A 21,101-nucleotide genomic window follows, 5' to 3' on the forward strand; every position below is an offset into this window, starting at 1 on the left:
GCGATGCTGTCATGCCAGACTGGTCGTATCAAACGATATTTCGGCCACTTCTCTTTCTCATGCCACCCGAACGGGCCAGATCAATTACCTTGAAATCAATCGGTACTTTGGCCAAAATTCCGGGTGGTCCGTCCATCATCGAATGGATGGGACATATGGAACCACCCTCGCAGCTCTCCAAAACAATGGGCGCAGTCACGTTCCCTACCCCAGTCGGGTTGGGTGCAGGATTGGACACGGAATGCATCGCCATTCAGGCGCTGTCCAAATTCGGCTTCGGGTTTCTAGAGCTAGGACCTGTGTCCAAAGATCCGATCGTTTCTCACGGCACCGTTCAACGTGACATTACCGCCATGAATATCCACTATTCCGGTTATTTGGAAAATAATGGTATAGATGACCTTCTGAGGCGCCTGACGGGGTCTTCTGGCATCAAAATTCCGATCGGAGTCAGATTGGCCTGCCAACCAGAAACCAGCCTGAGAGAAGCCTCAGAAGAGCTTCAGGAGCTGATCGGCAAATTAGAGCACATCTGTTCGTTTTTCACAATTGATACGCGCGCGAATTTGGGACAGCCAGACTGGAGCCATACAGCGTGGAAGGAACATTTTTCCTGTTTGCGCAGCCAAACTGACCTACCTCTCTTGCTGGCGATTCCTCCGAGCCTTTCAGAAACGGAAGCACTCCCGATTCTCACCTCGGCAAAAGAAGCAGGACTCAACGGTCTAGTTGTCGCTGGAGGCATCATCCAGGAAGATTCATCACGCGCGAACACCTCTGTTTACACCACAGGGAGGAGTTCACACAAACAAGCGGTCAATTTTGTCTCCTGGACACGGGAACAGTGGTCAGATGCTCTTATCATTGGATCAGGTGGGATTCTGGAGCCACAAGATGCTCTGACCTTTCTGGCAGCGGGTGCCGACTTTGTTCAGTTGCACAGTGGCTTGGTCTATTCTGGACCTGGCTTGCCAAAACGAATGAACGAAGCCATCTTGCAATCACAACCAGCCACAAACCCTCCACAAGAAAAGCGACCTGCTTTTTTATTTCCTTCTTGGGTATGGGGCATCTTGTTGGGCTTGGGCATGATGATCGGCGGGGCACTTGCCTGGCTGGTCGCCGCAACAACCGTCGTCCTCCCCTACGACGAACGCTTTCTCGGGATGTCAGCCGACCAGCTTGCATTCTTAAATGCGCAAATCCTCTCTTTTATGTCGCACGATCGGATTAGTCTGGCAGGAACGATGATATCCATAGGAATTTTGTATAGCCAACTGGCTTACCATGGCCTACGTAAAGAGCTTCACTGGACGTGGACCATCTTGCTCGTCTCCGGAGCCGTTGGATTTTTCAGCATCTTTTTATTTATTGGATATGGGTACTTCGATTACTTGCACGCGATTTTAGTGCTAGTATTGTTCCCCATGTTTTTGCTCGTATTACGGACACCAGCGAAGGTTCATTTGACTCGCCTACCTCCTCAGCTTCACAATGATCGAGATTGGCGAATGGCACTATGGGGACAGTTGCTCTTTGTCATCATCGGATTTGGTTTAACAGGGGCTGGTATCATCATTTCGATCATCGGCGTCACTGGTGTCTTCGTTCCTTCCGACCTCGTCTTTCTCTGCGTGTCAGCTGATACCTTGCAGTCTTACAACGAGCGATTAATTCCGGTCATTGCTCATGACCGTGCTGGCTTTGGCGGGGCATTAGTTTCGAATGGCCTAGCCGTCTTGCTGATCAGTCTTTGGGGGATCAGGCGAGGAGAAGCGTGGATTTGGTGGACATTGTTTTTAGCAGGCATTCCAGGCTTTGTTTCTGGCATAGGCATACATTTTACCGTTGGCTATGTTGATTTTATTCATCTCTTGCCTGCTTATGTCGCCGTCCTTTTATTTCTCATAGCACTCGTCCTTTTGAAGCCGTATTTATGCCGGACGTAAAAGAAAACAGACGAAAGAAATCCTTTCGTCTGTCTTCTCTGAGAGATCCTGACTCGATTTATTCAGAATCAGTCCTCGTCTTTTTCATCATCATCATCATCGTCTTCGTCGTCAGCACCCGAAGCGAACGCCAACGTGTAAACGTAAGGAGTTTTGTCGCGATCATCTACCCAGACAATGCGATTCCCACCCATGCACGGGCTTTTCAATTCCGCATCATCATCCCACTCGATATCGCTAAATGACCCCTCTTCGAAATCATATAGCTCAAAGTAGAACTGCTTGCCTTTTCCGGACAGACGATTGTCTTCAAACAAAATCATATTTCGTGAAGCCTGTGGATTTTTCTGGTCGCCATCCGAATAGCGTAGCAGCGGATTGACTTTTTGACGGTCGATGTTGTAATAGTACAAATCCCAACCTGCTTTGGAATTGCCAGTATCTTCGCTCCAAACCACGAAATCATCGCCAATCGCTGCTTTGTCTATTTTTACGTTTTTACGAATTTCTCTTTCTCTATCTGCCTCGATATCGTAGAGAACGATCGACGCATTCTTTTTGCCTTCTTCGACTACCCAGGTTGCATAGTCCTGAGAAATATCAACACTTAACGGTTCACTTTTCAGCCTTGTTACCTCAGTATACTTTCCAGTGGACAGATTTGTGATGATCACTTCTGCTCTGCGATCGACATTAACCCACAATAGACGCTCTCCGTCGATTTCGTAAAACTTCTCACTCGGCTTTTGATCATCATCTTCGTTTGTAATCTGCGTTTGGACACCTTTACGAATATCGTAGGAGAAGAGTGCGTCTTCCCGCTGATCATACCAGACGACATAACGAGAGCTTACGACAGGGCGAGCAGCATCTTGATCTGAACCACTGATGGCTTTGCTCGTTCCTTTTTCCATATCGTAAAGAACGATCGCATTGTTATTCTTAGACTTTGATACATACGCGACATAACGATCGTGGCCAGCTGGATCAATAGGATCGCCACCTACATTACCCAGCGGAACTTGCTCTTTATCGTCCAGATCATACAGATGAAGCTGGAGCTTTTTATTACTGTCCTTTTTGGCATACAAAATGTAGTCACCATAAATTTTCGGTCCTACATTTCCAGAAAGGTTGGAGTCAATCTTCTTTTTGGACGATTTATCGACGGTACGATAGATCAGATCATTACCTTCCCCATACACATAATCATCTTTGTACGTATGTACAAATTCTTTGTCACTTGAACCGTTCGTCAATTCTTTGTTTCTGCCATTGCTGATGGTATGCACGTAGATTTGATTATAGGAGCGATTCTCATACAAAATTTTATTTGTGGAAAGAGTAGGACGCCCTTGATCGCCTTTTTGGACGACAGCTTCCTTTTCTTGTTTGGCTTTGATATCGTAATAGTAAATATCGCTGTTGCCATCTCGCTCATCTTCCCATGCGACATACGCATCACTTACCACTGGGTTGCTTGCTTTTCCATTCGCAGATACGACCTCTGTATCACCTGTAGAAATTTTGTACAGATAAACATCCCCGTTATCTGTCCAGACGACGTTTTTATCCCCGATCTCCACACCATCGACAGTTGCTGATCCATCTGACAAACGCGTTTCTTTTTGCTCCGCGATGTCATACAAGTAGACGTCCGAGCCACCATCACGGGAGTCGATCCACACGACATACTCACCATCGACTTTGGGATTCGTCTTTTTAGATTCCTTGTCGCCAATTTGCGTTTGTGTACCTTTATCGAGATTGTACAGGGTTACGGTTTCTTCCCCTTCAACCATCCACACGGCATATTTTTTGGAAATGTCATAACCGGCTCCGGAAATCTCCGGCTTGCTCGCATCGATTTTTTCTTCATCACCAATACTGTAGGCAAGCGCCGGTGTCCCGCTCCACAGAGATGTGACCAAAAGTGCAGCGGCCAGCATTCCCTGCATCGGTTTTCGCTTCATGAAACAATTCCTCCTTTTACAACGATTTTCACTCTTCTCCATTATCCTCCATACGGAAAAGGTTGTCAAAAAAAACAGGCCTCACCGTAGGCCTGTTGACTATTTTTTATTCTTTTTCCTGTCTTTCACCAGGTCGGCAGTCACAGTTGCACACCGCATAAAGCGTTTTCACTGAGTTACTTTCAAAATGCTCGATGATGGTTCCGCAAGTCTGACATACGATAGTTCCCATCTATGTCCCCTCCGCATTCAATTGATTCACATATTCCTTTAAATGTTATGTTACATTCATCTTAATATGCTACAACGTTCGGAGTCAAGATGCATTTGTTGATAATTAGTATGTCACATTACAACGGAATATTGTCATTCAACCAGGTCACGATTTTTTGCAAAACTTCTTCCTTTTCAGGTTCATTCAAAATTTCGTGTCGCAAGCCTGCGAATCGCTCAAATGTTTGTCTGTCTGAAAGGCCGGCTGTAAATTGCTCCACAGCATCCGCATCAACCAATGTATCAGCCCCAGCCTGCAAAACAAGGACAGGATGCTTGATTCGATTCCTTTCCTCCCACGCCTTTTCCATAGATCGGTTCAATTCCGTGAACCATCTGACACTTACCTTGGAATAATTGAGCGGATCGTTCCGATAAGCAGCCTGAACAGCTTCGTCACGCGATACCATATCGGGAGTAATTCCATTCGGCATGACAAGGGTTGGCCAGACCTGATCGAGAAATTGTGCCAATTGCGCCTTCCACGCCGGTACAGCCAATTTGAGCTTCATGCATGGAGATGTGAGAATTAACCCGGCCAACTCTTTGCTCCGCTCATCCGTCTGAATAAAGCGAGTCGCGATGAGACCACCCAAACTATGCCCCATTAAAAATACTGGCTTCTCCCCAGACGCATCGGCAAGAGCGGTACTCGTCCACTCACGTACACGGGACAAATAGTCTTCGAATGATTGAATATGCCCCCGTCTCCCAGGAGAGCGCCCCCATCCCGGCAAATCTTCCGCATATACGTCCCAGCCTGCTTGATTGAAATAAGACGCTACATGTTCATAACGCCCATGATGCTCTCCCGTTCCATGGACGAGAACAATGGCTCCCCGAGAATTATTGGCCGACCATTTATGTACACCCATTCTCCCTGTCCTCCTACTGCTTGATTTCTATCGATTATACTAAAAAACGGAGGGTCGTATTTTACAAAAAAAACCAAAACGAGCAGAAGATAAACTTCTGCTCGTTACCTAATACTGATTTTCTTCAAATGGAATGGATGGTAAATGCTCCTGAAAAAACTCAGCAAGCGCGACTGCCTCGTTCTCCGAATCCAGCCTGAAAATTTTTTGCAGGTATCCTGGATTCACCGCATCTTCAGAACTGAGAAGAGTCGATTGCCCTGTCTGCATACAGATCACCAACGGCTTCCCATAAAACTTGTGTGTAAATACCATGCCAAAGTCGTATCGTGTTCCCTCTGAAATAAAACCGAGAAAACGTACATTAGCATTCTCCGATACGTCGTATAAGTGGTCGTAGTGCTCCATCAGCAATCCCTCCTCAACAGTATTTTGGCCTCCGAATTTCGTAAAATATTCGGATTATTCACTAGTATAAGCGAAAAATTACGTTTTTGCTACCCAAACAGCATCATTTACCAGGCGTGTCGGGTTCATGACCCTGTCTTCGCCTTCTTGAATCCATCTTACTTTTTCTGCACCATGCAACGATTGCGCGACAAAGGAGAGACATTCAAAGAACAGTTCAACTACTGCTGTACTGTATCGTTCCTCCATTTTCTCCAATGCATACGTCAATCTAAAAATATCTGGTACACTTCTTCGACTGGCTTCCAATACTTCTTTTCCTTTTTCAGTCGGGTATACGTGAACGACACGCCCATCCAACTCCGACTTTTCGATGGTCACCATGCCTTTCTCCATTAATTTCTTGATATGAATGACAATCGAAGAGGGATGCCAGAAGGTCCAATCTGCAATTTGCGTGACGCGTACACCTTCATAACAGTAGATGATCCAGAGAATGTTTAACTGTACGGAGGAATCCAATTCAGCTTCCTTCGCTGCCCGCTCCCAGTCTTCTTTGTTCACCACATCGATGGCGCGCATGGTGTTTAAAGCTTCGAATACATGTCTAATTGAGGCCTCCTGCATGCGTATATTCCTCCATGATCCTTTATCGTTCATCTAACGGCATATAAATATGATATATATTTTACACTTTTCAGAAAAAACGCGCAATTGTTTTTGGTCGCCAACTGCCTCATTGCCAAAGAGTGGAAGACAATGCTACACTTAACGCACAGAATACCGGTACTAGGAGTGAGTGCAGTCGTGAAACTTCAATCGGCCTACATCTATTTCGTTGATGGTTCTACCGCAGCATCTGCAAGTATTGACGACGTGAAAGCCAAGTTTACGCGATACGTTGACATGACCACAAAAACAGGAAAGCAGTTGGGCTGGACCTATGCTGACGCCGCTTTCCCTTACACCCTAGAAGAACGCCCTGAAGGAAAGGACGCGTGGTTCCTTCTCAAAGGAAAAGACCCAAATATGTACAAAGCCATCGTTGTTGGAGTCGGGAGCAAAAATGAAAACGGTTCCCAAAAGCACTACATACAAGTGTCCCTCCCTGAATCAGCCACACATGGCGACAAAAACAAGGCAAATGAGTACTGTCGATACTTGGCACGTGATTATAAAGCAGAGCTCCACCTCTTCAACAACCGCATTCAATATTTCCAACCTCGAAAGCCATAAAGAAAAACGGAAACAGTCGAGTCATATCGACTGTTTTTCATGTTCAAGCCTATTCCCCCCTACCTCTTTTTTTCATACGAATAACAAAGAGAGGGAAGGGGGGGAGCTTATGGAGGACCATGCCCAGTTTCTACGCAAGCCCGCTTACAAAAACGTGCTTGCAGCCACGACTCCCGCACAAGCCGCACAGGCTTTAGAGGAAGCCGGCTACGCTACCGATCCTGCGTACGCTGAAAAGCTGACGCGCCCCATTCAGACGTACAACTTGACCCAGTACGATCAATTTGGCCCGGAAGAGCCACAATCGATTCCTCCCTGGAAACGGGAGCTGGGAAATCGTGCGTTACAGGAGGGCTTACTGACCTCGCCCGATTGGCTAAATAAGCTTAAATAAGCTAGATGAACCAATGCCAGTATGGGCTGTTTTAGCAATTGCCCTGCGACTGTTGGACAAACAGCGAGAGAAACCATGAGTCCATGAATAAAAATCAAAAGCCCCATTGCCACCAAGCAAATCTTGTGGGTAATGGGGCTGTTTCGTATAAAAATGCAGTTGCCTCAGTCGTAACGTTGCTTGAGCACGTTGATCAAATCATTTGAGACCTGGACAGCGAATAAAACCTTCCGTCCACCATCCGAATTCCCAGATCGACGCAATATTCCAATCCTTGCGTCACTCCGTACAAAATCCATTCGGAAGAACGGTGGTTGATATCAAAATCAGTGTAAAGGTCAGTGCCATCATTTCGGATCTCTTTGCGGTACGTCACATCAAAAAGGCGTAGGACAAAAGGCAGTTCAGCAAATGGAATAGCAAACTTTCGCTCTATTTCTTGCTCGAACTCCTTCGTCATGCTCCACTCTGCCTGAATGGACTGCTCATCTTTCCAGGCAATGCGTATACTCGGGCCTTCTACATCCGTGGACGATCGCGGGGGATTTGTCTCCATTCGCTCCCATCGTTCCTTTCTTTTACTTGCTATTACCAAGTATATTGGCTTTTCCGTATATTATAGCACGGGGACATATAAAGTGGAAACGCATCCAAGCCATAATTTTTAGCGTCCAACTGTAAACGTATTTTCACCGACGGTTACATAAGAAGTGAATTTCTCTGATTTCATTTGAACTTGTACTTTATAAGTGCCGTATGCTTCGAGTTTCGTAGATACAAAAGGCTCAGAAAAATAAAAACTGTTTGCATTCTGTGTGGAGTATTTCCACTCTTTCCCTTTAGACACTTCTTTGCCGTCCGGTCCGACCAACACGAGCTGCATGCGCAAGTCTTTGGCGATAGGCGCGTCATCAACCTCTACGAAAACGTTAAACGTACGAGGCACATTTTTATCGCTGTATCCTTTGACAGGGTTGCTGAAAACGACATTTTTATTGCGGGTCTGCTGAATCCCTTCGACCACAATAATATTTACGTTTGGCTTAATCACATGCAATTTGCCCGATTGCTGATCGTAATCGACGAAACCACCGAGCTTGTTCACTATTGATTCTACCGATTCAGCCTTGGATGCTGGCATTTCACTCGCTACAGTTTCCGCACCGAAAAATACGCGCATCGCACCTTCTCCCAGCGCAGTAGTGCTCCCCACCCCTGCTGCTACAGTCAACGCCAACAAGGCCGATAACCATGCTTTTTTCATGTCAATAATCCTCCTGTATGTGTGCGCGGCAGCGCTTGTTTTTCCGGAATTTCTTCTCCCTAGTTTATACGTTTGGAAAAGGAAATAGTTGTGCTGCCCTGATAAGTTTTTTCAACAATATCCACAATATCCACAAGCACAAAAACCTTAGGAAGAAAGACTTATACACAGAGATGTTAGTAACTACTTCTTACTCTTGACCAAAATACAGCTGGGAATGACAAAGTAAAAAGAGCGGCCATCCAGCCACTCTTTTTTTGCTCCTGACACCTGCTACTCCTGTTGCGAAAGCCAAGTAAAATACCGGGAGACCAGTCGAATAGCAACCTCGATCGCGTCTTCGTTGGGCTCAATTTTGGAATGGTGCAAGCCGTATGGCGTTTGCACACCCAGCCAGAATAAAAAGCCGGGGATTTCTTTCAAAAAGTACCCGAAATCTTCTCCGGTCATGGCTTCCTTGCAGGTGATGAGAGTTACATCTTCACATTGTGCCTGTACCCATTGCATGAAGTCTGTCGTTAGCTGCTCCTCGTTGTAAACCTGGCAGTAGCCAACGCCATAGTCAATCGTTGCCTGGCAATCAAAGCCTATTTCCACTCCCTTTACGAGAGATTCAATGCGACTCTTGACAAGTGCCATCGATTCCATCGAAAAGGTTCGAATCGTCCCTTCTAGCCTGGACTTCTCCGCGATGATGTTTTGCTTCGTCCCGCTCTCCAGCTTGCCAATCGTTACGACGGCAGAATCCAATGGATCGATATTGCGCGAAATAATCGATTGAAGCTGTGTCACCAGATGGCTTCCTGCAACCACCATGTCATTCGCCTTGTGAGGGAAGGCTGCATGCCCCCCTTTGCCGACCAGATCAATGTACAACTCAGAAGTGTTGGCAAACAAAATTCCTGACTTTGTTGCAATTTGACCAACTGGGTATTCTGGCGCGATATGCAGGGAAAAAATGCAGTCCGGTCGCCACTCTGCAAACTCTTCACTTTCCATCATCGGCCAAGCACCACCAGGGCCTTCTTCTGCCGGCTGGAAGAGGAACAGCAAATCATCTGCGATCGAATGCTCAGTAAAATGCGTCAGGAGGCCAAGAGCGATTGCCATATGCATGTCATGGCCGCAAGCATGCATATACCCTTGATGAAGCGATCGAAACGGATAGGACGTTTCCTCTACGATCGGTAGGCCATCCATATCCGTCCGCCAAGCAATTAGTCGTTTTGGCTTTGTTCCTGCCAGCTTGACCAAAATGCCTGTCCGCCACGTTTTAATCTCGATTCGCTCCTGAGGCAGCTTTTTCAAATAATCGAGCAAGTATTGCTGCGTCTTCACTTCAGCGAAGCCTGGCTCCGGTATTTGGTGCAAATCTCGGCGAATTTGTGTAAACAAGGAAGTCGTCATGGTCTACTACGCCTCCTTTTTCGTGCCTGTTCTTGCTGTTAATTGCTCCTCAAACACGGCAAGGAAACGGTCGACATCGGCTTTTGTCAACGTCAGTGGCGGAAGCAGACGAACAATCGTTTTCTGCGTCACGTCTACAAGGATTCCTTCGTCAAGCAATGCTTGCTGCAAGTGGCTTACCTCTTCTGGGGTGGAAGAGAGTGGAATTCCAACCATCAGGCCTTTTCCGCGAAGGGATTGCAGTTGATCTGGAAGACGCGTTCGTAACGCTTCCAAGCCCGACCACAGGTACGCAATCACTTCTTCTACATGAGCGATGAAGGCTGGATTAAGCAATTCGTCCAACACGACATTCCCCAGGGCAGCAGACAATGGCGATGGTGCGAATGTCGTTCCATGATCCCCCGGTTTGAACTGGTTCATCAGCTTTGGACCAGCGATGACACCGCCGAGAGGTAGCCCTCCCCCTATGCCTTTGGCGAATAGGATGAGATCTGGCGTTACGCCTGCATGCTCATAAGCAAACAGCTTTCCTGTTCTGCCCATTCCTGTCTGGATTTCGTCCATGACAAAGAGCATGCCTTCTTGTTCACAGATGGCAGCTACCTCTCGCAAGAACGCTTCTGTTAGTGGCACGACACCGCCGGAACCCAAGACTGGCTCCATAAGGACCGCAGCGGGTCTTGCCTCCTGGCAAATCGCTCGCAATCCTGCTGTGTCCTCCACATCCAGTTCATAAACAGGAAAAGCTGGCTGAGGAAAGTCTTGATAGACGTGAGCCTGCCTCGTTAGACGCACTGCTCCAAGTGTTCGCCCGTGAAAGCTGTTGCGTAAAACAACGATGCCTTCACGACCTGCTCCCTCGTTTTTCGTCCATTTGTGAATCAGCTTGATCGCAGACTCTGTGGCCTCCGCACCAGAGTTGGTGAAAAACACCTTACCGCTGATGCTGTTTGCAACCAAACGCTCCGCTAATCGAATAGCCGGCTTGTTTAAAAATACATTGGAAATATGCAAGAAGCGCTCTCCCTGCTCACGCAGAGCCTGTACAATGCGCGGATGAGAATGCCCCAAAACGTTTACCGCGAGTCCAGTAAACAAGTCGAGATAACTCTTCCCATTCGTATCGTACAAGTAATTTCCTTCGCCTTTCTCTATGGCAATCGGAAGTCTTTTATAAGAGGAGACGATATATTGTTCATCGAGCGAACGCCAGTCCATGTGCACTCTCTCCCTTACAGCTGACGTAGCTCCTGCTTGATCTCTGTCTTGGAACGAGTTTTTTCATCGATTTGCTTGATCACACGTGCAGGCGTTCCCGCAACGACTACGTATGGAGGTACATCTTCAATGACGACAGCACCTGCTGCAACAACAGCACCTTTTCCTACGCGTACACCTTCCAGAATGACAGCATTTGCTCCGATGACAACATCATCCTCGACAACAACTGGCTGTGCAGACGGCGGCTCGATAACGCCTGCGATAACCGATCCAGCGCCGATGTGGCAGTTTTTCCCGATGGTTCCACGTCCACCTACTACAACATTCATATCGATCATCGTACCTTCACCGATCACTGCACCGATGTTAATGGAAGCACCCATCATGATGACCGCATTGTTACCGATTGTCACTTGGTCACGGATAATCGCGCCTGGCTCAATACGCGCTTGAATCCCTTTTGTATCCAACAATGGAATAGCGGAGTTGCGACGATCGCTTTCTACTACATAATCTTCAATTTTGTCTACGTTAGCAGCGAGCACTGGCTCAATCTCTTTCCACTCACCAAAAACAACACCAGTCGGACCAGTAATGAAGGCTTTGGAGCTCGCACCAAAGTCGATTCCCTCCAGATTCCCTTTCACATATACCTTCACAGGTGTTTTCTTTTCGCTTTTTTGAATAAACGCGATAATTTCGTTAGCATCCATCATGTTCATTGTTACATCCTCCTCAAAATAACAGCATGGTAAATCAAAAAAAGCAATGAGTGCATTCGCTATCTCATTGCTTTTGATACTACGTAAGCAAATCATAAATAGCGCTCCACAAAAAGATGTAAGGTCCCTTGTGACAGGATGTTCATTTTTCATGAGACACCCCAGCCTGTGCTACGTAGGGGCATAGCATAAGCTTCGGCGCTTTAGCCTTTCTTCCTTCTCCTGCCCCCTGGCAGATTGCGAAAAGGCTTACTCTTCTTCGGCGCACCTCTATTTAGTGTATATTATATTGATTTTATTTAACTCTACCAAAATCAATGAAACGTGGCAAGATGAAAAAAGTTATTGACAACGATTATCATTTTCATTAATTTTATTTGTGAGAATGATACTCATTATCTAACTGGAGGTTTTACGTTTTATGAGCATTTTGATGGTATACGCGAGCATGACAGGGAATACACAGGAAATTGCTGAAGCAATTGCAGAAGGTATTCGTTCAACTGGTGCAGAGCTGGAGATAAAAGAAGTAATGGACGCGAATGCAAAAGAACTCGAGGCTTACGACGGAATCTTGCTTGGTGCCTACACATGGGGCGATGGCGAACTCCCAGATGAATGCCTGGATTTCTATGAGGAAATGGACGATATTGACCTCAGCGGGAAAAAGGTTGTTGCTTTTGGCTCTTGCGATTCCGCTTACGAGCATGTCGGTGCAGCTGTTGATATTTTGCTGAAAAAGGCGAGCGAGCGTGGCGCAGAAACTCCTCTGGAGGGTTTAAAAATCGAGCTTTCTCCTACAGCAAAAGAAGTGGAAACTTGCAAAGCATTTGGGGTATCGTTCGCTGAATTGCTCGGCTAATCGATGTTTCCCAAATACTCTGGCACATGCTATACTATCAATCCAACTTTTTAAGGAGGATTGATCTCATGTCACTACATACAGACGAGATTCTGTTACGGCCTCTCCACCAACAAGACGCAGCCGAGCTCCTAGAGCTTCGGCTGCGTAATCATGAATTTCTCCAACCATTTGAACCGAGATCCGCCCTGCTTCATTTCTGACCCTTCCAGCACAGCAAGAACAGATTTCGCAAGCACAGAATGATTTTGAACGTGGTACTGCCTATGCTTTTGGTGTATTCTCCCGTGAATCCGAAAAAATGATTGGACGTGTAGCGTTGTCAAATGTCGCACGCGGCGCATGGCAAAATGCGACGATTGGCTACTTCATGGATCAGGCCTGCAATGGCAAAGGCTATACAACACTAGCTGTAAATCTTGCCCTTCGCTTTGCTTTTACGGATGTTGGGCTACACAGGGTACAAGCGGCTGTCATTCCTCGCAACCAAGCTTCCATTCGCGTCTTGGAAAAAAACCGTTTTCGCCAGGAGGGGCTATCGTTACGCTATTTGCAAATTAACGGTGTATGGGAGGACCATCTCATCTACGCTCTTACTGCTGAGGAGTGGTCTGTGTAATCTCCATGCTCTTTTCAATCTCGCGCAGACGCTCTAGGATGCGCCGTTTGCGGTACAGCATCATCCCCGCTTCGGCGACATCCTTTACGGTTGAGCGATTCAAATACGCTCCGAACAAAATACCCGCAATAGGCACCATTTGAAATAACTTTTTCCACCCGAAGTTTTCTGTGTACGTAACCACGACTTCACGCCATCCCTGCAATTGTGCCATTACCTCTCTCTGCGCATTTGGTTCATCAAAGCGGGAGAGCTCAGCGAGTATCGCTTTTTTCCCTACGATGTCTGATGAAGCAAATTGCAAGCATTTGACGACAAACAGCCGCTCCCTCTTCTCTTCCGGTCGATAGCCATAGGCAAGTGCCATCTCTTGTAATACTTTTAGGGATGTCCCCATCAATAGCGGGATATCGATCGCAAGGGTAAATATCCCCCCGAAGCCAGTCGTCGCACCTTGTACTGTGGCAAAATTCGCACGTGAATCCTTCAGCTCCATTGCGACATCATTCATGATTGTAAGCGGTACAGCAGCAATCTCCTCCTTGCCAATGACAGAAGTACCGGATCCCTCTAACCGTTTGTCAAACCGCTTGTATATCGATTCAGCCTGCACCAAATAAGTCCCACCTGTCTCGAGAAAGGCTGCCATTTCATCTACGGCTTTTCCCAGCTTCTCCTGAACAAATGCAGGCGTAATCCGATCTAAGAGAACAAAAGGAAGTCTGCCAAGCTTTTCCCAGAACCACAAGTCGTTCTGGTCCTTCTCCCAGTCCTCCACTTCGCGTAAGGCCGTAACCAATGTCTCCCTAGACTCTTTCAACCCCAACAACCTCCCTGCCTGCTCACTCAGATTCTCCTCGCTTCCACTGACATTGGTTGCGCAAGATGGACTTGATATAGTCCTGCAACTCTTCTGGCGTGGCGTGGCAGACGAATTCTTTTTTATTTCTTACGATCCCCAGCTTCAAATGTTTCACTTGCTCTCCTTCGATCCGAAAGCCGAACTTTTCCAAGATTACCTTCTGTTCATTTGTCACAGAACTTCCTCCCCTTGTAGTCGAAAACCCCCATGCCAAAATGCAAGGGGGTTTTCCTATACTACTATTTCACTTCAATTGTAAGCGTCAATGTTTCATTATGCTCATTTACATCGTTTTTCTTCGTGTACTTTCTTTTGGAGTTGATAACCGTGCAGGTCTTATTGCTGAGCGTATTCGTTACCTTGATCTTGTATTCCCCAGGCTTATCCGTATCGATATACTTTTTCAAATTCAGTGATTCAAGCCCCTCACTATCGTCGCCATCACCTTTGCTGGGCTTGATGCTGGCGATCTCTTCTTCCCCGAAAAAGATCTCGATCCGATTTTCTGAGGAAATGGTACCATTACTGTGCTTCCGGTTGGCACCAATACCGATCTCGCCATGTTTCCATTCAAATTTCGGCATATAGTAGGACTTCTTTTCGCTCTTATCCCTGATCTTTTTGGATCCGACTAGCTCAGCATGAGTAGCGATCAGCCTTAGGTCTTCCATTTCGAGATCATCGCCTGCGTTCACGGTAATCTTTTGTCCGTCCCGGTATTCCTTGCCGCTCTCGCTTCGAAGAAGAAGTGGCGAACTTGGCGGACTTACACCTGTATCCCCTGGCTCACATGCCGGATACGACTTGATTGGAGGCGAATCTTCTATCACTTGAACATAGCCGCACCAGACTTGCGCTGGGTCTCTTTTACTATAGTAGTTGACTTTGTAGCGGCCTGGCTTGTAGCCGGACAACAGCAATCCCGTGTGATCCCAATTCAATTTGTTCTCATCGACAATGACGTTATCGATCGCCCATACACCCGGCCCCTCATCATCATCTGCTTCACTTCCCTTTTCAATGTGCTCGGCAGCAGTGGTCAGCCAGATCAGATGAACAGGATTCTGATACAGCTTGACTGTATTATCAGAGGAATACAGGTTCATCTTTTCTACCGTCGGTGTTGATTTTTCGTTTTGCTGCATCAACACATCCATCGTGACATTTCCATCAGCAGGGCCGCAGGCATTTGGTGCACCTGGTATTTGTATTTGAACCGTTGTCGCCGAAGTATCGCCCCACAAAGACGATTTCTCTTTTTGCCCCGAAACAGGCTCAAACATGACAGCGATTGTGATTCCAGCCAATCTCTCAGGAATGTCCACCTCAAAATGTTGCGCGTCTGTCAAGGTTTGTCCTGTCCCGTTCACCGACCATCTTCCTGGGATTGGCGAATACAATGGAACCTTCCCTGGTGCTGCTGGCGCTGTTATTTTCTGATCTTGCGTCAGCTTTTGACCGCTTGCATCTGTTCCCATGTACAGCTCTGCAACGCCTACTTGAATTGTCGTCATCCAAGGTGACATGGTTGTATCATCCGGAACAAAGAGGAGCTCATACTGCCCCGTCAACAATGTCCCCGTCGAAAATATGGTTTCTTGAACAGACCTCATCTCTGTACTCGTGGACTTATTTGTTAATTTCCACGTGCCCCGTACAGAACTGGTAAAGTCGTGTGAACCCATCATTCCAAAAATCGCCGTTTGCCCGCCACTTGGTACTGGTTCTCCCTCTGCCTTTTCCCCGTTAAATATGCTCGGGTAATTTATGGCCTCTACCAGAAATCGCACATGCACTGTGCTGCTCTTCCCTTTGGCATCTGTCACAACAAAGGTCAAGGTATGCGAGCCAGCAGACAGCTTTTGTGCTGGAATGGTAAACCGAGGTACTTGCCATTTGAAAGTAGTTTGTGACGAGGTATTTTCGGCTTGATACTCCGGTAACTCTACTCCATCCAATAAAACTTGCTTCCGATTGATGTTGGTGCCAGTTCCATAAGTGGTCTGTATCACGTCAATATCAAGTGGTGTCTCGGGAGGAAGAATAAACTCATCATTCTTCACCCAGTTCCAACCATTTGAATCGAGTCCTGCAACCTGATAATCGTTAAAGATAACCATATCGTGAACAGGCTGCTGCCGGAGTGGCTTAGATACTTGGCTGTTTTTTTTCATGGATGCTGTTGCCCCGGCCCCCATGGCTGGCGGTACTGACACACCTGACAACAGGGTGCCCGTTGCCAAACACACTAGAAGTGTTTTTACAACCCATTTTTTCACGAATTGTCCTCCTACTTTCTTCCTTACAATTTTCAACTGTGATCATTCGACAAAAACGGCGAAATATCCTTTACGATCATAAAGCTTTTTCACGCGCTAGATATAGTTAAATACTATCCGGTTTATAATTTATATAGATTTGACTTATATCTCCCTAGTCGGTAAAAATGGATGAAAAGGAGGGGATTCAGATGGTACAAACCAATCAATGGAATGCCGGACTGTACGACGCCAAAATGAATTTCGTTTCTGAATACGGCAAAGGGTTAGTGGACTGGCTACAGCCGGCTCCCGGAGAAAGCATTCTTGACTTAGGCTGTGGAACAGGTGACCTGTGTGCCGAACTATCGCTTGCAGGAGTCAATGTGACAGGAATCGACTTTTCTGCCACCATGATTGAGGCTGCTCGCAAAAAATATCCGCCGTTTGCTTTTGAAGTAGCCGATGCGCATACGTATCGTACAGTTGTCAGTTACGACGCTGTCTTTTCCAATGCCGCACTCCACTGGATGAAACGTCCTGCTGAAGTCATTGAAACCATTTGGATGGCTCTAGCTCCCGGTGGACGCTTTGTCGCCGAATTTGGAGGACACGGCAATTGTGGACAAATCACAAAGGCATTACGGACTGTTTTAGCACGTAGAGGAATATCTGCCGATGAGCGCTCACCTTGGTATTTTCCCAGCATAGGAGAGTACACGACTCTTTTGGAAAAGCAAGGCTTCCACGTCGTGCTTGCTTCCCATTTTGATCGACCGACAGTCATGGCTGATGGAGACCTGGGCCTGTCACATTGGCTGAATTCTTTTTGCAGTCCTTTTTTCGCGGGACTGTCCTCAGATGAAATCCAGCAAGTATGTAGGGAAATCACTGACATACTGCGTCCTGCTCTGTTTCAAGAGGGACACTGGGTGCTCGATTACAAGCGTATTCGCGTCCTTGCCCATAAGGATACTCTACAAGGGGGGGCTGCACGATGACCCGTATTGCCTGTCTCCATGGACATTATTCAAATATTTCACTCTTATCAGATGCGTTCGCAGCCTTTGAAGTAGAGCTCCTTCATTTTGTTGATCCAGGCTTGCTCCTGCAAAACGCGGGAATTCCTGTCCATACCACGGAACAGGCACAAGCCAAATTACGTGAGCAGCTAAACTGGATGCAAAGCTGCGCGGTCGATGCAATCGTGATCACTTGCACACAGTATGCCGCACTGGTAACACCAGAGGTTGAAGCAACTGCCACTGTCCCACTCTTCACGATCGATGGACCATTTTTTCATGAGCTTGCCCGTCATTCTAAGCCACAAGTCCTGCTGTTCTCCAATCCTGCTACTGTCCAACCTACGATGGAGCGTCTCGCGAAGCTCGCCCATTCCCACAACCTTCATCCAGAGGTACAAGTATCTCTCGTCGAAAATGCTTTTGCCCTGCTCATGGAAAACAAGCAAGAAGCGTACAGAGAAGCAATAAAAGACGCCTTGTATCAGCTCTGCCAAACGTTTCCAGATCAACTAATTGCAGTGGCACAGCTCTCCATGGTACCTGTTGCTGATCAGTTTGCAAAGGAAAACGGCTGTAAGATCTCCCATCCTTTACATAGTTTGACGTCGAAAGTGTCCGCAACGTTACCATTACTTTTAAATCGTTGAAAATCGTATGCGTGTAAAAAACAGCCCCGTTTCCTAAGGTTTTTGGCCAGTGGCAACGGGGCTGTCGCTATAAACGAATTCAATTGGCTTTTACATGCCTTCGGCGTTGGTCACCAGAACCTCTTCTCCCTCTTTCAAGCCGCCTTTGATTTCAATAAAATCATAGCCTTCAATCCCGATTTGTACGTCTTTCGGCATCGGATCTCCAGTGCTCGGATCCTTCACCATTACCGTACCCTGACCTGGCCCCAGAATTTCAACCGCATTGCTTGGCAATCGCAGGACATTCTGTGCTTGAGCGACGATAATATCGTTGTCTCCCGTCATCCCATGCTTAAATTCAGCCTTGTCTAGTAGTTCCACTTTTACCGCGAAACGAACTTCCTTGTCTTCTTTTTTCCCTTCTTTCGGGAGCTCTACGACTTTGCCTTTAAACGGCTCTGTACCAAATGCATACACGTAAACATCGACATTTTGTCCGATCTTAATCGCGGGAATATCAAGCTCTCCAACGGCTGCCATAAAGTAAACAGAAGTTGTGTCCATAATAATGGCCGCAGGTTCTGACCCTGGCGCTTCGCCTTCTTTTACACCTAGCTTGGTGATGACACCACTAATTGGCGCTGTTACTTGGTTCTTCGCAATTTCACGCTTTTTCTGCTCCATATTCAATAAGGACCCTTTTAGCGCTAGTTCTTTTTCCATCAGCTCCATACCGGACGCTTCCATATCCATCTTGAACAGTTGTTGCCCTACTTTGATTACATCGTCCTTTTTCACGTCGATCTTGCCGATTTTCCCGTAAGTACCAGCCAATATCTCCATTTCATCTGGCAGCTGGAATTCTTTCTGATTTCGGCTTACATATAAGAGTCCCTTATCATCCGTGAACTGTACCTCACCCTTGTCCCCAACATAAATGGCCCCAGGCTTCTTGACCAATACCTCTACATTGTGAATTCCGCCCGCACCTTCTACTTTTTCACCTATTCTATCCACTTCCGTGACAACACCATCCACAAAATACATGGAAGTCGGAATGAATACCTTCACTTTTGTACCTACATTGAATCGTTCAGACTCATAAGAGGTAAATTGCCCAATAATTTTCAAATAGTCGGTATTAGCAAGTTTGGCGACTACTGTTTCTGGTCTGACATCTTGCCCTTCTTCCACTGAGACTTCGATGACTTTCCCTTCCTTGGTAGCCGTGATCTTGTCTTTTTTCTGTTTAATTTCACTTAGTTCTTTTTTCGCTTTTAAAATTTCCAGCTCTAGCTTTTGAATTTCCAGCTGTGCATCAGAGCTGTCTATCGTGAACAAGACATCGCCTTTTTTCACAGACTGACCTTCCTTGACTAGCACACGTTGCACCTTGCCATTGAGCTCTGGCTTGACTTCCTCACGCGCCTTCGCTTCCACTGTACCTGCTGAGTTGATCGTCTTCTTGACCTCACCACGTTCCACGAGCGCTGTCGGGAAGTTCGGTTTTTCTTCTGGCTTTTCTTCTGTAACCTCTTCGCCCTTGAAGTACGAATAGCCGTAATAGCTACCCCCTCCAAGAACGGCCACGACCGTGGCGATAATGATCCATTTTTTCTTGTTCATCTTACGTTCCCCACATTTCATCACTTATTCAGATCGAATCGCTTGCAGTGCACTTAAACGAGATGCGCGGATTGCCGGGAAGATTCCCGCCAACACCCCAATAACAAAGGAGAAGCCAATCGCAAAGAGTGCCAGCCAGCTTGGAATGACCGCTAGCTTTGTCGGCTCAGCCTCAGGGTCTCCTCCACCGCCATAGCCCATGTTCAGACTATCCAAGAGACCGCCAGACGCTCCGAAGTAATTCACGAGCTCAACAGCTCCCCACGCCATGCCGAGACCAGCTAGTCCACCAATTAAGCCAATAAAGCCTGACTCCATTAGGAACAGCCAACGAATATTCAACACAGTGGCTCCGATTACTTTCATGATGCCAATCTCTTTGGTTCGCTCTAAAATCGACATGATCATCGTATTGACGATTCCAATCGTTGCGACAAGTAAGGAGATTGCTGCAATTCCTCCGAGGACCATCTGAATCACGAAGAAGAAGTTATTGATGGTTTCCAGCTCACGTGCAGGCGAGTATACTTCAAAACCATTTTCCTTCAACGCTTTGACTACACTCTCGACTTTTTCACGAGATTCTACTTTGACTGTAATTCTGTCAAATTCAAAAGTATCCTTTTTGGCTTTATCGCGTGATCTGCGCGATGCTCCCTCTTCGACTTCGTCACCTCGACTGCGCGTGACCCACTCGTTCAGCTCTTTCACTACGTTAATCGGTACATAAACCGCGGCTGACGAGTTACGTTCTTCTGACTTTTTCAATTGACCGACAACCTTCACACGCAGTTCTTTTTTCTCGTATTTCGGTTCATCGTCGATGCGATATTCGCGTGACAAGATGAGAGTCCCTGCTCTGTCTACAAGATTGAAGGTCAGTGCATCTCCGCCCCCTATATCAGGAGGTGGCATCTGGGACATTTCATGCCGGCCAGCTCCGGCTTTTCTTCGCCGTTCCTCGCGCTTTTCCTTTTCTACGTCACGCAATTCTCTGGATACATCGAAAGCAACTACTATCTCTTGTGGCGCCCCTGTCAGATAGCTTCCTTTTTCAATGTCATTTTTTCGATAGGCAGCCGACTCATTTACATCCACCCCAATAAGCTGTACGTAACCTTCTCGTCTACCTACCTTAAGCTTCGCTTGCTCTCGTAATTCTTTTATCGGCATAACAGCCTGAATGCCTGGAATCTTTTTTAAATCCTGCACCGCTTGCATATTCAGCTTCTTGACCTTATCCTCTGGGACATCAATCCACTCGCCATTTTCCTCGTACCAGCGCAATGCATCGACGTCCATTTCTGTCAAGTTCCCGAAGTTCTCCAAGCTTTTTACCGCACTTTCCTTAAGCCCTAAACTAAGCGCCATCATCGCGACGATTGCAGCCGTCCCGATCATGACACCAACCGACGTGAGGGCTGTCCGTAGCTTCATTCGCCACAGATTCCTCCAGACGATGCGAAAAGAATCCATTACCTTCACTGTTTGTTCA

General features: G+C 46.9%; 20 protein-coding genes, 2 pseudogenes and 1 riboswitch. Of the genes and pseudogenes, 7 read left to right on the forward strand and 15 right to left on the reverse strand.

The annotated features are described in order from the left end of the window. Nucleotides 1–11 precede the first annotated feature (11 nt). Nucleotides 12–1,949 carry a beta/alpha barrel domain-containing protein gene (locus ACUUHJ_RS20455; RefSeq protein ID WP_472299754.1) on the forward strand — a complete coding sequence of 646 codons (1,938 nt, stop codon included), beginning with the start codon at nucleotides 12–14 and terminating at the stop codon, nucleotides 1,947–1,949. A gap of 68 nt (nucleotides 1,950–2,017) precedes the next feature. Here ACUUHJ_RS20455 and ACUUHJ_RS20460 read toward each other — a convergent pair whose 3' ends face one another. From ACUUHJ_RS20460 to ACUUHJ_RS20480, 5 genes are all read right to left on the reverse strand, one after another. Beyond that, entirely contained in the window at nucleotides 2,018–3,922 is a 1,905-nt protein-coding gene (locus ACUUHJ_RS20460) for a hypothetical protein (protein WP_472299755.1), read from the reverse strand. A gap of 106 nt (nucleotides 3,923–4,028) precedes the next feature. Beyond that, entirely contained in the window at nucleotides 4,029–4,154 is a 126-nt protein-coding gene (locus ACUUHJ_RS20465) for a GapA-binding peptide SR1P (protein WP_015892158.1), read from the reverse strand. Nucleotides 4,155–4,272: 118 nt separating this feature from the next. Continuing rightward, on the reverse strand, nucleotides 4,273–5,070 hold the full coding sequence (locus ACUUHJ_RS20470) for an alpha/beta hydrolase (protein WP_472299756.1): 798 nt from the start codon (nucleotides 5,068–5,070) through the stop codon (nucleotides 4,273–4,275). A 108-nt stretch (nucleotides 5,071–5,178) separates the two neighbouring features. After that, nucleotides 5,179–5,478, reverse strand: coding sequence for a DUF3055 domain-containing protein (locus tag ACUUHJ_RS20475; protein WP_015892160.1), 300 nt, complete (start codon nucleotides 5,476–5,478; stop codon nucleotides 5,179–5,181). 78 nt (nucleotides 5,479–5,556) lie between these two features. Next, the gene (locus ACUUHJ_RS20480; RefSeq protein WP_026134060.1) at nucleotides 5,557–6,105 is read right to left on the reverse strand and encodes a MarR family winged helix-turn-helix transcriptional regulator; all 549 of its coding nucleotides are present in this window, start codon (nucleotides 6,103–6,105) and stop codon (nucleotides 5,557–5,559) included. A gap of 180 nt (nucleotides 6,106–6,285) precedes the next feature. On the opposite strand from ACUUHJ_RS20480, the gene ACUUHJ_RS20485 reads away from it, so the two are divergent. Both ACUUHJ_RS20485 and ACUUHJ_RS20490 read left to right on the forward strand, forming a co-directional pair. Continuing rightward, nucleotides 6,286–6,714, forward strand: coding sequence for a DUF1885 family protein (locus ACUUHJ_RS20485; protein WP_289673676.1), 429 nt, complete (start codon nucleotides 6,286–6,288; stop codon nucleotides 6,712–6,714). Nucleotides 6,715–6,823: 109 nt separating this feature from the next. Next, nucleotides 6,824–7,187 (forward strand): annotated as a pseudogene (locus ACUUHJ_RS20490) (glucosaminidase domain-containing protein); the annotation flags it as partial. A 114-nt stretch (nucleotides 7,188–7,301) separates the two neighbouring features. On the opposite strand, the gene ACUUHJ_RS20495 reads toward ACUUHJ_RS20490, so the two are convergent. From ACUUHJ_RS20495 to dapD, 5 genes are all read right to left on the reverse strand, one after another. Beyond that, on the reverse strand, nucleotides 7,302–7,664 hold the full coding sequence (locus ACUUHJ_RS20495) for a DUF4912 domain-containing protein (RefSeq protein ID WP_007723202.1): 363 nt from the start codon (nucleotides 7,662–7,664) through the stop codon (nucleotides 7,302–7,304). A 108-nt stretch (nucleotides 7,665–7,772) separates the two neighbouring features. Next, nucleotides 7,773–8,372, reverse strand: a complete 600-nt coding sequence (locus tag ACUUHJ_RS20500) for a hypothetical protein (RefSeq protein WP_289673677.1) — start codon at nucleotides 8,370–8,372, stop codon at nucleotides 7,773–7,775. A gap of 273 nt (nucleotides 8,373–8,645) precedes the next feature. After that, nucleotides 8,646–9,779, reverse strand: coding sequence for an N-acetyldiaminopimelate deacetylase (locus tag ACUUHJ_RS20505; RefSeq protein WP_472299757.1), 1,134 nt, complete (start codon nucleotides 9,777–9,779; stop codon nucleotides 8,646–8,648). Nucleotides 9,780–9,785: 6 nt separating this feature from the next. Continuing rightward, the gene (locus ACUUHJ_RS20510; RefSeq protein ID WP_472299758.1) at nucleotides 9,786–11,000 is read right to left on the reverse strand and encodes an aspartate aminotransferase family protein; all 1,215 of its coding nucleotides are present in this window, start codon (nucleotides 10,998–11,000) and stop codon (nucleotides 9,786–9,788) included. A gap of 14 nt (nucleotides 11,001–11,014) precedes the next feature. Next, complete coding sequence (gene dapD, locus ACUUHJ_RS20515; protein WP_472299759.1) at nucleotides 11,015–11,725, reverse strand: 2,3,4,5-tetrahydropyridine-2,6-dicarboxylate N-acetyltransferase; 711 nt, start codon at nucleotides 11,723–11,725, stop codon at nucleotides 11,015–11,017. A gap of 91 nt (nucleotides 11,726–11,816) precedes the next feature. After that, nucleotides 11,817–12,006, reverse strand: a riboswitch (Lysine riboswitch). 140 nt (nucleotides 12,007–12,146) lie between these two features. On the opposite strand from dapD, the gene ACUUHJ_RS20520 reads away from it, so the two are divergent. Both ACUUHJ_RS20520 and ACUUHJ_RS20525 read left to right on the forward strand, forming a co-directional pair. Next, on the forward strand, nucleotides 12,147–12,587 hold the full coding sequence (locus tag ACUUHJ_RS20520; protein ID WP_007723194.1) for a flavodoxin: 441 nt from the start codon (nucleotides 12,147–12,149) through the stop codon (nucleotides 12,585–12,587). 68 nt (nucleotides 12,588–12,655) lie between these two features. Next, nucleotides 12,656–13,206, forward strand: a pseudogene (locus ACUUHJ_RS20525) (GNAT family N-acetyltransferase). On the opposite strand, the gene ACUUHJ_RS20530 reads toward ACUUHJ_RS20525, so the two are convergent. The 3 genes from ACUUHJ_RS20530 to ACUUHJ_RS20540 all read right to left on the reverse strand — a co-directional run bounded on the left by ACUUHJ_RS20530 (nucleotide 13,181) and on the right by ACUUHJ_RS20540 (nucleotide 16,347). Beyond that, a complete protein-coding gene (locus tag ACUUHJ_RS20530) occupies nucleotides 13,181–14,035 on the reverse strand; it encodes an EcsC family protein (protein ID WP_289673681.1) in 855 nt (284 codons plus the stop codon). The pseudogene ACUUHJ_RS20525 and the gene ACUUHJ_RS20530 sit on opposite strands and share 26 nt — an antisense overlap. Nucleotides 14,036–14,048: 13 nt before the next feature. After that, nucleotides 14,049–14,243 carry a hypothetical protein gene (locus ACUUHJ_RS20535; protein ID WP_289673682.1) on the reverse strand — a complete coding sequence of 65 codons (195 nt, stop codon included), beginning with the start codon at nucleotides 14,241–14,243 and terminating at the stop codon, nucleotides 14,049–14,051. A gap of 64 nt (nucleotides 14,244–14,307) precedes the next feature. Next, nucleotides 14,308–16,347 (reverse strand): hypothetical protein, encoded by a 2,040-nt coding sequence (locus ACUUHJ_RS20540; RefSeq protein WP_472299760.1) that lies wholly within the window; start codon nucleotides 16,345–16,347, stop codon nucleotides 14,308–14,310. A gap of 191 nt (nucleotides 16,348–16,538) precedes the next feature. Between ACUUHJ_RS20540 and ACUUHJ_RS20545 the strand changes: the two genes are divergently transcribed. Beyond that, nucleotides 16,539–17,327, forward strand: coding sequence for a methyltransferase domain-containing protein (locus ACUUHJ_RS20545; protein ID WP_472299761.1), 789 nt, complete (start codon nucleotides 16,539–16,541; stop codon nucleotides 17,325–17,327). Beyond that, on the forward strand, nucleotides 17,324–17,998 hold the full coding sequence (locus ACUUHJ_RS20550) for a hypothetical protein (RefSeq protein ID WP_472299762.1): 675 nt from the start codon (nucleotides 17,324–17,326) through the stop codon (nucleotides 17,996–17,998). The genes ACUUHJ_RS20545 and ACUUHJ_RS20550 overlap by 4 nt, the downstream gene beginning before the upstream one ends. Before the next feature lie 90 nt (nucleotides 17,999–18,088). Here the strand turns inward: ACUUHJ_RS20550 and ACUUHJ_RS20555 are convergent, their stop codons facing one another. After that, entirely contained in the window at nucleotides 18,089–19,606 is a 1,518-nt protein-coding gene (locus ACUUHJ_RS20555) for an efflux RND transporter periplasmic adaptor subunit (RefSeq protein WP_199930012.1), read from the reverse strand. Between the two features lie 24 nt (nucleotides 19,607–19,630). After that, nucleotides 19,631–21,091, reverse strand: a complete 1,461-nt coding sequence (locus ACUUHJ_RS20560; RefSeq protein ID WP_472299763.1) for an ABC transporter permease — start codon at nucleotides 21,089–21,091, stop codon at nucleotides 19,631–19,633. Nucleotides 21,092–21,101 lie beyond the last annotated feature (10 nt).

Source organism: Brevibacillus schisleri (assembly GCF_055685845.1).